Annotated in this window: 7 protein-coding genes and 2 pseudogenes; 4 read left to right on the top strand and 5 right to left on the bottom strand. The window is 62.5% G+C overall.

The window, feature by feature from the left end; genetic code table 11:
• Positions 1 to 25: 25 nt before the first annotated feature.
• A complete protein-coding gene (locus tag H1204_RS29355; RefSeq protein WP_007581331.1) occupies positions 26 to 280 on the bottom strand; it encodes a DUF2866 domain-containing protein in 255 nt (84 codons plus the stop codon).
• A 330-nt stretch (positions 281 to 610) separates the two neighbouring features.
• Between H1204_RS29355 and H1204_RS29360 the strand changes: the two genes are divergently transcribed.
• Positions 611 to 865: a hypothetical protein gene (locus H1204_RS29360; RefSeq protein WP_180731948.1), complete on the top strand. Its 255-nt coding sequence runs from the start codon at positions 611 to 613 to the stop codon at positions 863 to 865.
• Between the two features lie 67 nt (positions 866 to 932).
• Here H1204_RS29360 and H1204_RS29365 read toward each other — a convergent pair whose 3' ends face one another.
• Positions 933 to 2,633: a hemagglutinin gene (locus H1204_RS29365; protein WP_180731949.1), complete on the bottom strand. Its 1,701-nt coding sequence runs from the start codon at positions 2,631 to 2,633 to the stop codon at positions 933 to 935.
• Between the two features lie 638 nt (positions 2,634 to 3,271).
• Here H1204_RS29365 and H1204_RS29370 point away from each other — a divergent pair.
• Positions 3,272 to 3,903: pseudogene (locus tag H1204_RS29370) on the top strand (type VI secretion system amidase effector protein Tae4).
• 572 nt (positions 3,904 to 4,475) lie between these two features.
• A pseudogene (locus H1204_RS29375) lies at positions 4,476 to 6,091 on the top strand (hypothetical protein).
• Between the two features lie 9 nt (positions 6,092 to 6,100).
• Here H1204_RS29375 and H1204_RS29380 read toward each other — a convergent pair.
• The 3 genes from H1204_RS29380 to H1204_RS29390 all read right to left on the bottom strand — a co-directional run bounded on the left by H1204_RS29380 (position 6,101) and on the right by H1204_RS29390 (position 10,988).
• Positions 6,101 to 7,849, bottom strand: a complete 1,749-nt coding sequence (locus H1204_RS29380) for a penicillin-binding protein 2 (RefSeq protein WP_180731950.1) — start codon at positions 7,847 to 7,849, stop codon at positions 6,101 to 6,103.
• A gap of 279 nt (positions 7,850 to 8,128) precedes the next feature.
• Positions 8,129 to 9,670: a methyl-accepting chemotaxis protein gene (locus tag H1204_RS29385; protein ID WP_180731951.1), complete on the bottom strand. Its 1,542-nt coding sequence runs from the start codon at positions 9,668 to 9,670 to the stop codon at positions 8,129 to 8,131.
• A gap of 214 nt (positions 9,671 to 9,884) precedes the next feature.
• Positions 9,885 to 10,988, bottom strand: a complete 1,104-nt coding sequence (locus H1204_RS29390; RefSeq protein WP_180731952.1) for a J domain-containing protein — start codon at positions 10,986 to 10,988, stop codon at positions 9,885 to 9,887.
• Between the two features lie 272 nt (positions 10,989 to 11,260).
• Here H1204_RS29390 and H1204_RS29395 point away from each other — a divergent pair, with 272 nt between their 5' ends.
• Positions 11,261 to 12,031, top strand: a complete 771-nt coding sequence (locus H1204_RS29395; protein WP_180731953.1) for a phosphocholine cytidylyltransferase family protein — start codon at positions 11,261 to 11,263, stop codon at positions 12,029 to 12,031.
• Positions 12,032 to 12,044: the final 13 nt, after the last annotated feature.

A 12,044-nucleotide genomic window follows, 5' to 3' on the forward strand; every position in this document is an offset into this window, starting at 1 on the left:
CGGCTTGCGCTGTGCGGCGCGCAAGCTATCCGCCAGGCTGGCAGAAGCGCCGCCCCGGCACGTGCGACATCACGGCTTCGGCAATCTGACGAGGCGTGCTCTCGGCAGGCACGACGCGCCGGAAGGATTCAACGTCGTGCCTGAAGGTCCATTCGACGAGCCGGAACGACCGGCCCCACGGGTGCTGCATCGGCGGCGAAACGGTGCAGCTGCGGATGGTCAGCGTCTGCGCATTGCCGTGCAGCGCGCGTAAATGTTCGAACACCGTGTCTTCAACCATCGTGTGTCTCCTGTCGGGGAGGCCCCACTGGTGGATAAAAAAACGCCGCCGGTACGCAAGCGGCACAACAGGGGATGTCGAGCCGCATCATCACAGGCAAGTATTAAACGAGACTTAAGACACATAGCCCCGTGACTGGCGTTTAGTCAACGTGGCTCGCCGGGACCAACCCATCAGTGTTGCTGCTCGCCGTAACAGTCGGGTGCAAGGCGGCATTAGTGAAGTTATTGACAGGTATCGCGGTGTTGCACCGCATCCGCCTTGAGAAGATCACTGCGCAGCGGGAACTGAAGACCCGTTCGCGGGCTGCCCCGTTCGCACCGATTCGACATGCACAGCAGGCAAGCGGACGCCCTGCGAATCGGCGCGCGTGATCGTGCCGTGCACAGTCACCTGCTGGTTCTGCAGCGACAGCGCGTCTTCGCGCGTGATGCCTTCGAGTTCGAATACGCCGCGGGCATCGTAGACGACGGGATAGATGAACGGCTCGTTGCCGCGCAGCGGGAGCCGCCCCGACAGATCGACGGCGTCGCCGCTTTGCAGCGGCGCGGCGCAGGCCGCTTGTATCAGCGCGAGCGCGCATAGCGCGATGTTTCGTTTTGACGATCACGGCCGCACCTTGTGATGGACGCACTGCATTGAAGCACGCACTTCAGTCGACCACAACCGACAGCGTCGCGCCCACGGGCACGCGCACGGCCTCGCTATACGTGCCGCTCACGCGCGAACGCACGACGGGGAACGTGCCGGGCACGGCGAGCGTCGCGGGCACGGCGCCCGGCAGATCGCGCGTGACGCCGTTGTAGAGCGAAGTAGGATCGATCGCGGGCAGCGTAAAGCAGTTCTCGCTGCGCGCGGGCAACGAGAAGCCCGCGACATTCGTCGACAACGGAACCAGCCCACTTGCGGCCGCCGCGAAATCGCGCAGCATCGACGGCGCGGTAGCGCCTGCCTGCGCATTGCCGATCACTTCGTTGAGGATATCGATTGAAGCGGTGTGGTTCTTGTTGGTCAGCAGCGGCTGATAGAACGACATCCCGAACCGCCGGTTCAGATAGCCGCCAAACGAGCCGTTCACCGCATAGCTTTCGCAATCCGTGCTGTAGGGCGTCCACGTCGTCAGACCGCAGTTGTAGCTGCCGTGGCCCGCATACGTCATATACGTGACGAAGCGCGCGTCGCGGATCGTGTTGTAGCCGGGCACGATCGTGCCGCTTGCCCAGTCTTCCATCATCATCGCCGACATCTCTTCGAGCCAGGGCTCGAATGCGTATTGCGCGCCCATCTGCACCGAGCGGCGATAGAAGTTCTGCATGTGCATGCTCTCGTGCACCATCGTCGTCAGCATCTGGTTCATGCCATACGTGCCGCCCAGATAGAGCGTTTCGGAGTCGAGATAGAGCGAGATCGATTCGTTGCTGTACGCGAGTTCGCCTGCGCCTTTCTTGAAGTCGTTGAGCGCCCAGAAGTAACCGAGCAGGCCGTACGGCTGCCCGTTGTTGTCGAAGTTCATCACGACGAGATCGATCGGCTGATGCGTGCCGTCGATCAGGCTCGACTGGCTATTCGGGCCATACAGTGGGCCGCCGACACGCACCAGCATGTGGTAGATCCCGCCCGCCTGCGCGTCCTGCGTAATCAACGAAGTGACGATCTGCGGCGAGATCTTCGTCGCGCCGAGTTCGCCTGATTCGACCCACAGGTTGACGACGGTGCCGTCGGACGTGGTTGCCGTCTGCGCGAGCGTCGTCGTGCGCGGCGAGTTGTCGGCGTAGTTGAACGTGCGCGTGTCGCCGATCCGATAGCTCGTCGTCGTCGCGCCGTTCGTCGAATAGCGAGCGATGGCGGCGACCTGGTTCGTCGCGAGCGACGTCCAGCCCTGATAGTTGAAGTCGCGGATGGCGGCGAGCGTAGGGCTTTCGCTGGTCACGGGAGATGCAGCGACTTGCGATTGCGCGCGCATGATCGACGCCGACCTGTTCGCGCTCAGCGCAATCGACGACATGGTTTGCGTGCTCGTGCTTTCGTTCGTGAAGACGAGCGTTACGTTCTGCCCGGAAAGGCCCTTGATGCTGACGGGCACGTCGAGCGCCGATGCGCTGGGGTTGATCGCCTGCCAGATGCCCGCGCAGCTGCCGGAGTAAGTGGAATCGTCGGCGGCCGAACAGGCCTGGCAGGCGGCGTGCAGCTTGCCGTCGGCGGCGACGTTCGACGGACTGCTCGCGGTTGGCGTGCCTTTGGCCGTGTTCGACACGGGCGCGCTGCCGCCGCCTCCGCCGCATGCCGCGAGCGACAGGGCGAGCGTCCATGTTGCGAGATATGCCGCTGTCGATGTCGTGCGCTGGCTGCCCATCGCAGGTTCCTTTCCGGGCGCGCCGGTGTGTCGGTCGGTGATGTGCGTGAAGCGGACTCGCGAGGTCGACGCACAAGGCGAGGCTGACTACGGGAACGCTGGAGCAACGGGCGAGGCGCTTGCCTCTGCTGGAATATCGGCGGGGTAGGACGCGACTTTAGATGCGATTGCCGTTTAAAACAGAGGGCAAACGGGGTGGGATCGGGTTGGGCAAGGGATCGATGGGATGGCCTTAAACGCGATGCGACAACTCGTTGGCAAAGCGATGCATGCTGCCCCACAACGCATGGTCAGGCGTGACGTCTTTTTACAGAATTGGGTGGGACGCTGGTTACGCTCATGAGAGTCACTGCTTCAGTGACTGTCCGATTCTTGGGAGACGAACTCATGTCAGAAAAGCGCTACTCCGAAACGGCGTTGCTTGTTGCAACGCGAGGCACGCGCATCGCTTGCGGGTCTTGCTCTACGTGCGTATCCGGTCACCTCGAAACTGAACTCGGGGCCGCTGCTCCCGGCAGCAAAGCGGCCATGCCAATTGGCACCGAATGCTCGCCCTGTTGGTACGGAACGCCAATGGGGCTGTTCTATGAGTTCATCGGCACGGCAACGCCGCGCTTTTATCAGGGAGGAACGGAATAATGCCAAATCAAAGATCCGTTATCAGGACAAATCCGACGCCGGGTTCCATCAAGGAAGTCCAATTGAGGGTATTGACGTTTCAAGAGCTGTGGATTTCTTATCCCACGGGTAATCCATACGACGATCCGAGCGGCGACTATGGCAATCAGTGCGCTATTCGCATGAGCGAAGTATTTCATCGCATCGGCAGCGACATGAAGTCATTCTCACAGAAGCTTGTCAAGCCGATGCCGGGTAAGCCAACCTTGGGTCGCATCCTGATCGACGGCAAAGCGACTGCCACACGCGCCTATGAATTGGCAGAATGGCTTCAAAATCGGCCGTTTGCCGGCGTTTCAGCCGCAGAGAATATTACCGGCCCGGACTGGCAGAGCAAGATCAAGCTGCGCACAGGAATTATCTTTTTCTACGGCTATTGGCGGCAGGAGGGTGATTCGCAAAACGACCTGAGCGGGGGCACATCGATTTGTGGAATAGAGATACCCTGACCCCTTCGGCGGAATCGTTTCTACGCTTTCGTGTCGGGGTGCCCAGTATTCCCAATCCACTATCGTGGCTTCGAGGACGTAGCGACAACATATACTCGGACCTCGGGAAATCCAGGCAAATTCTATTCTGGGAGGTACAGTGAAGCGGCTGTCTGTCGCGATACTGGGGCTTGTGTGGGGGCTGCTGTTGACATGGTTCCTGCTTTACGCGTTCAGTCATATCACTTGGACGCATACAAACGCACTAGTATCTGGCTGCTCTGACATGGAGCATTGCAGCCCGCGAGTTCACACGCTTTTTGTTCTTACGAGTGTGCTGCTCGGACCCGGTATTGTTTTTGCGGCCCTTAATGCGACCGCTTACCGGCGCTGGACAACGCGACGATGGACGTCCGCATTTTGCATTGGCACTGTTCTTGTCGTTCTGTTCTACGTGGCTCCCTATGCTGTCACCTAGGTTGGAGTGTTTTGAATCCGTCCGCGCCAATGCGGTGGCGATGCGATGGTTTTGCGGTAGTGCATTCCTTTCGATTCAACCGATCGCGATGGCTTTAAACGAAGCGTGAACGACCGCGCACGGCGCATCCATCAGTCGCGATTGCTCACCACTTGACGATTCTTTACGACACGCCGCGCCGTTAGCCAGAGAATGTCTGACTCGGCGCGCCTGGCGCGTGTCGACGCAATGCATCGTTCAACTCCTCACTTCGCTTATATGCCGCCAACCTTCGATCCGTTCCTGAGCTTCCTTCGCCGTGCGTTCGCTGCGCAGTCCGAAGGCGATGTGCGCGCGCATGCGTTGTGGCTCGAAGCGGCGTCTTATCTGTACCCGACGGATAGCGCGTCGATCGACCGGTTGATGCTTGAACTGCTCGAACAGCAAGACATCGCGCAAGCCATTGCGCTCGTCGAAACGGCCGCGCAACTCGAACCGCACAGCGCGGCAGCGAGCGTGCGTCTCGGCTACGCGCTGCAGATGGCGAACCGGCATCGCGATGCGCTTGCGCCGTATCGCCACGCGCTTGCAATCGAGCCCGCGTTCCCGCAATTGCGCAAGAACCTCGCGATTGCGCTGAACCGCACGGGCGGCAGTTCCGAAGAAGAGCGGCAATTGCTCGAAGCAGCCGTCGCGGCGGACCCATCGGACTTCGCACTGTGGATCCACCTGATGGGCGCGCGGCGCGCCTGCTTCGATCTCGACGGTGCGCTTGCGGCCGCGAGTCGCGCGGTCGAGATCGATCCGAACAGCGCCGTCGCGCATAGCAATCTCGCGCAGGCGCTAAAGGAAGCGCAACGTTGGGACGACGCGCTGACGCATGCGGCGACAGCATGTGAACTCGCGCCCGACAACGCATCGCTGCGCACGGGGCTTGGCGTGCTGCATCTGCTGCGCGGCAACTACGCCGAAGGCTGGCCCGCTCACGAAGCGCGCTGGAACGATCCCGCCAGCATGCTGACGAACGGGCGTCCCCAGTTCGGCAAGCCGCAGTGGCGCGGCGAATCGCTCAAGGGCAAGACCTTGCTCGTGTGGGGGGCGAGCAGGGCATGGGCGACGTGCTGCAGTTTTGCCGCTTCATGCCGCTGCTCGCGCAGCGTGTGCATCGCGAGGGCGGACGTATCGTGTGGAATTCGTTTGCGCAGATGGGCGCGCTGTTGCCGCGCAGTTTCGGCGAACATGTCGACGCGTATTCCGCCGCGCGTGAAGTCGAAGCACTGCCGCCGTTCGACTTCGAATTGTCGCTCGTCAGCGCGCCGCTGATGCTGGGCACGCGCATCGAATCGATTCCGCCCGTGGTGCCGTACCTGCGCGCGGACGCGGATTTGCGCGACGCATGGCGGGCGCGTCTCGCCAACGAAAAGCGCCTGAAGGTCGGGCTTGCGTGGACGGGCAGCCTGAATCACGGACGCAACCGCTTCCGGCGCGTCGGTGCGGAGCGCTATGCGCAGGCGTTTCGCGAGATCGACAGCGTGGCGTTTTATTCGCTGCAGCCCAGTGCAATGGCCGACGTCGAAGCGGCTCGTGCATCCGGCCTTCCGATGCACGACTTCACGCACGAATGGCGCAGCTTCGACGATACGGCCGCGTTCGTCAGCGAACTGGATCTGGTGATCAGCGTGTGCACGTCGGCGGCACATCTGGCGGGTGCGCTCGGTCAGCGGACGTGGGTGTTGCTCGACGTGAATCCGTACTGGACGTGGATGATCGACAGACGCGACAGTCCGTGGTATCCAACCGCCACGCTGTATCGACAGCGGCAGTTCGCGCAATGGCAGCCGGTGCTGGACGACGTCGCGCGCGATCTGCATGCGCTGGCAAAGCGCAGCTCATGAGTTGCCGCGCTACACGCCGGGCGCGTGGGCCACTTCCGAAGCAGGTGTCTTCACAGGCGCATCGGGCGGCACGCCGAGCAGTTGCAACGAGCCGCCCGTCACCGCGCTGAATACGGGACCCGCCACCGTGCCGCCATAGAACGCGCGTCCCGCAGGATCGTCGATCATCACGGCAACGACCAGGCGCGGATCGCTCATCGGCGCCATGCCGACGAACAGCGACCGGTAGCGGCCCTTCGCATACCCCGCGCCGACCTGCTTGCGCGCCGTGCCCGTCTTGCCGCCAATCCGATAACCGTCGACATTCGCCGCGCGCCCCGTGCCGCCTTCGCTCGTCGCCATTTCGAGCATCGAGCGGATTGCGGCGGCCGTGGCCGGCGTCGTCACGCGCTGACCGTCCGAAGCGGCGCGCGTGGGGTCGATCAGCAGCGCAGCGGGATGCAGCGTGCCGTCGCCCGCGTAGGCCGTGTACACCTGCGCGATCTGCAGCAGCGACGCCGACAGGCCGTAGCCGTAGGCCATCGTCGCCTGCTCGATGGGCCGCCAGCGCGCGAACGGACGCACGCGGCCAGCCGCGACGCCCGGAAACGTCAGATCCGGTGCGCGGCCCAGTCCGTACTCCTGATACTTGTTCCAGATGGTTTCGGCGGGCAGGTTCAGCGCGAGCTTGGCGAGCGCGATATTGCTCGACTTCTGCAAAGCCTCCGCAATCGTCATGCGTCCGTGGTTCGACGTGTCGTGGATCACGCTCGGGCCGATCTTGTACCAGCCGGGCGCCGTGTCGATCATCGTGCCGGGCCGCACCAGACCGCGATCGAGCGACAGCGCGACCACCAGCGGCTTGATCGTCGAGCCTGGCTCGAACGTATCGACGACCGCACGGTTGCGCAACTGGCGGCCCGTGAGCCGCGAGCGGTCGTTCGGGTCGAAGCTCGGATAGTTCGCGAGCGCGAGAATCTCGCCGTTGCGCGCGTCGAGCACGACGACGCTGCCCGCCTGCGCGCTGTGCTTCGCAACGGCCGCCTTGAGTTGCGCATAGGCAAGCTGCTGGATGCGGCGGTCGACGGTCAGATGCACGGTCGCGCCGTGTTGCGCCGGCGTGAGCGGGCGCGTGTCCGATACTACGCGGCCCAGCCGGTCGCGGATCACCTCGCGCTCACCCGGTTCGCCCGTGAGCAGGTCGTTGGCGGCGAGCTCGATGCCTTCCTGGCCGTTGTCCTCGATGTCGGTGAAGCCGACCACGTGCGCCGCCGATTCGCCCTCGGGATAAAAGCGCTTCGAATCCGCAATGCGCGTGATGCCCGCGAGATTGAGCTTGTCGATATGCGTGGCCGTTTCCGCATCGACCTGGCGCTTGAGCAGCACGAAGCTCTTGTCGCCGGATACGCGGTGCGTGAGTTCGGCAAGCGGCATGTCGAGGAGCTTCGCCAGTGGCGGATGAGCCGCTTCGTCGAGCAGCTTCGGGGATGCCCAGATTTCGTAAGTGGCGAGACTGACGGCCAGCATCGCGCCATTGCAGTCGACGATGCGCCCGCGCGTCGCGTCGAGCTCGATGGTGCGCTGATAGCGCTTTTGCCCCTGTTCGACGTAGAAGTCCTGATTGACGATCTGCACCCAGAACGCGCGGCCGATCAGAGCCGCGAACGCCGCGAACACGAGGATCACGATCAGCTTCGAGCGCCACATCGGCAGACGCGCGACGAGAACGGGATTCTTCGCGACGGGCGCGTACGGATCGTTATTTTTCTTGCGGATCATGAGGGCGAAGCCGGCCGTTCTAACAACCGGTCCACAGTGAACGTGGATCAGATTGTAATAAAAACGTAATCTCGGCGCGAGCTTCGCGCGAGGTTTTTGCGTCGCGGGCGGCGTTCAGTCACTGTGCCGAATGTGGCCCGGCGCACGCAGCCCGCAGGGCCGCATTGAAAAAGCCATCGCCGTCGCCCGTTCAACTGATGCGTCGTCTCCGACGCGGCGTGTTAACGAGGCGCTCGATGAGCGCCTTCTTTTTATTGTTTGCCGCGCGGAGCAGCGCGATCAGGCGGGCAGCGAGAAGCTCGAAATCGCCTCGCGCAGTCCGCCGACCTGGTCTTTCAGCGAGTGCGCGGCGGCGGCTGCCTGCTCGACGAGCGCCGCGTTCTGCTGCGTGACCTGATCCATTTCGCCGACGGCGCGGTTCACCTGCTCGATGCCCGCGCTCTGCTCGCGCGACGCATGGCTGATTTCCTCGAGAATCTCGTTTACGCGGCGCACGGAGGCGACGATCTCGCCCATCGTCGAACCGGCGTTCGCGACAAGCGCTGCGCCTTCCTCGACGCTGCCCGTCGACGTTTCGATCAACGCCTTGATTTCCTTCGCCGCCGTTGCCGAGCGCTGCGCGAGACTGCGCACTTCCGCTGCGACGACCGCGAAGCCGCGGCCCTGTTCGCCCGCGCGGGCCGCTTCGACGGCGGCATTAAGCGCGAGGATGTTCGTCTGGAACGCGATGCCGTCGATCACGCCGATGATGTCGCCGATCTGCTTCGAGCTGCTCGTGATGTCGCCCATCGTGCGGACCACGTCGTCGACCACCCGGCTGCCGCGCTTCGCGATATCGGCGGCTTCGCTCGCGAGCCCGGCGGCTGTCGCGGCGCTTTCGGCGTTCTGCTTCACGTTCGACGTCATCTCGTCCATGCTCGACGCCGTCTGCACCAGCGCGGCCGCCTGTTCTTCCGTGCGTTGCGACAGATCGGTGTTGCCCGCGGCGATTTCGCTGGCGCCCACGTTGATGTTCTCGGTGCCGGCGCGCACGCGCGAGACGGTATCGACGAGTCCTCGTTGCATCGTGTGCAGTGCGTGCAGAAGGCTCGCGCGGTCGTTGTGCGCGAGCGGCACGGGTGTCGCGAGATCGCCGCGCGCGATCCGCTGGGTCGCTTCGACAGCCACTTCGAGGTCGCCGCCGAGCGTGCGCTTCACGCTGCGCAGCACGAGCACCATCACGAGCGTCGCGATGCCGCCCAGCACGAAGGTGATGACGAGCCAGCGCCCGAGATCGACGTAGAAGGCTTTTTGCACGTCGTCCATGTACATGCCGGTGACGAGCACCCAGTCCCACGGTGTGAAGCGCGTCGCGTAGCTGGTCTTCGGGACGGGCGTGTCGCTGCCCGGCTTCGACCACAGGTAATCGACGAAACCGCCTTTGCCCTGGTTCGCCGCGTTGACGATATCGACGAACAGATGGTTGCCCGCCGGGTCCGTGAAGCCCGACAGGTTCTTGCCGACCAGCGCCGGCTTGAACGGATGCATCAGCATGACGGGCTGCGAATCGTTGACGGACAGATAACCGTCGGTACCGTAACGCAGTGCGGACAGCGTGTCGAGCGCCTGCTTCTTCGCGTCGGCTTCGCTCATCGCGTGCTGCTGCGACAGCGTGTAGTAGCGGTTGACGATCGAATTGGCCTGCTCGACGAGCGATGTCAGCTGATCGCGGCGGTCGGCGATCATCGACGAGCGGCTTTGCCACGCGCCGAACGCGCCGATGAGAACGAGGCCGATCCACAGGATCGCGATCATCGAGGCGAGTTTCTTGTTCAGGGTCATGGTGTGTTTGGCTTGCAGCGGCTGGGGGTTGCGTGTGGCGGTCTTCGGTTTTTTGCGGGATCGATGGCGGCAGATACAGGCGATGCCTGACAGGGTTTACGGCCGCCGCAAACGGTTGCAGCAGGCGGGGAAACCCCTAATGAGCACGGCGTGTATTGGTATGACGAGAGGACGGGCGCGAGCGCGCCCGGCATGAGGCAGGCGTTGCGTGGGATCAGAAGGGCCGGTCGCGTTTGAGCGCTTTCAACCAGGTTTTCGTTTTCTTGATGTCGTCGAACGTGTGCAGATCTTTTTCGATTTCGCGCACCATATGCTGACGGTGTTCGAGTTCTGCGTCGAGATCCTGCATGGCGCGTTCAGGTATCGTGAGCGGGCCGTACGGAAAGCCGTAAGTTCCTCGGAACCGGTCGCCTATGTCCGAGAGTTCGCGGTCCAGTTCACCCAATTGCTCTCTCAACACACTGTTGTAGTGGTTGAGTCTTGCTTCGCTGAGGCCGTCGATGGTTTTCTGATCGATATGTTCGAGTTCCAGTTGCAACTCGAGCAATTGCAGAAGATTGCGTTTCGCGTACGCCTCGTTGACCCGCTGCATCAGCGCGGTTTTGCGGGTGCGTTCTTCAGCGTCGGGTTCGCGATCGGGATGCAGCGCGCTCGCCAGCTTGCGATAGACCTCGCGCACCGACTGGCTGATCTCTGCCTGCGCCGCTTCCTTGCGCGCTTCGGCGGCAAGCTGCTTCGGCGTCTTTTTGCGTTTTGCGCGGCGCTCTTCGCGTGCCTGCGCTCTCGCGTCTGCCTCGTCACGCAGTTTCTCGAATTTCTCCGACGCGTGCTTCAAGAACTCTTCTGGCGAACTCGTGTCGAGGTCGTCAACGAATTCGGCGCCGAGCATCTCCTGCATCATCACTTTCATGCCTTCCATGTCGACCTCGGCTTGCCTGTCGTACGCCGTGTCGGCATGCCGGTCGTGAATCGGCTTCAGCATGGGGTCGCCGTGCGCGCCGATCAACTGTTGCGTCAGCTCGAGGATCAGTTGCGAAATCATGCGGCGCTCGATGGCATTGAAATTTTTGTCGCCATGCAACGCGTCGAGGCGGTGAACGAGTTTGACCTGCGCATCCATCGAAGCCTGCTTCAGCGGGAGCAGCTCATCGACATACCGCTTCTGGAAAATGGGCGTAAAGGCTTCCCACTGCGCGAGCCAGCCACGCCGGTTCTCTATCTGCTTGACGAGCGAATTGAAATACCTCTGGCCTTTCGATCGGTGCGCCTGATGTTTGTCCGGCGCGATGGTCACAGACCGGCCCGCTGCTTTGCTCATAAAACCCGTGCCTCCCATTAACTGAAAAAGCAGCATACCGTTTCATCGTCCGAATCAGGCGGATCTGCGTCCTTTTCAATCAAAATCACCACATTTTTCAAACTAATTCCATCAATTGCCAAAAGCGGCGCGGCTGATCTGCAATCCGTTCTCAATTCCGATATAGTCGCCATTTTTGGCTCGCCGGGACGCCTTCGCGCGCAGCGCGGAAGCCATTTCGAATGCCAGATTAAAAGAGTCAATAAACCATTAATCCTTTCCCTGGAAATCGAATGCGAGCAATCATTCTTGCCGCAGGCCTCGGCTTGCGACTCCAGCAACCGCCGGGGGAGCAGTTTCCAAAATGTCTGTTGCGCTTTGACGGCGTCACGCTGCTGGAGCGCCATCTGCAGATGCTCGAAGCCGTCGGCGTCGATGAGGTCGTCCTCGCGCTCGGCTTCCAGCCGGAACAGGTCGAAGCCGAACTGACGCGCGCCGGCCGCAAGGTGCCCGAGATCAAGCTCAATCCGCGTTTCGATCTGGGCAGCGTGCTGACCGTGCACACCGTCGCCGATGCCCTCACGCGTGGCGGAGACGTGCTGCTGATGGACGCCGACGTGCTGTACGACGAGCGCATGCTGGCCGCGCTCGTAGCCGGCGCGCACGCGAATCGCCTGCTGATCGACCGCGACTTCGAAGCGGGCGACGAACCCGTCAAGCTGTGCCTGAAACAGGGCGTGCCCATCGAGTTGCGCAAACAACTGGCCGTCGGCCTCGACTACGACACGGTCGGCGAATCGGTCGGCTTTTTCCGTTTCACCGAGGCCGCTGCGCGGCGCTTCGCGGAGATCGTGGCGGGCTATGTCGATAGCGGCCGCGCGAACCTGCCGCATGAAGAGGCCGTGCGCGACCTGCTGCTCGAACGCAGCCACGCATTCGATACGGCCGATGTCACCGGCCTGCCCTGGATTGAAATCGATTTTCCCAACGACGTTGCGCGAGCAACTAAAGAAGTCTTGCCGCAACTGCAGCGGCCGGCTTTACAAGAAGCGCTGAAGCGCTAACTCGGGCCGACCT

Source organism: Paraburkholderia sp. PGU19, from assembly GCF_013426915.1.
In the GTDB taxonomy this organism is placed as follows: Bacteria; Pseudomonadota; Gammaproteobacteria; order Burkholderiales; family Burkholderiaceae; genus Paraburkholderia.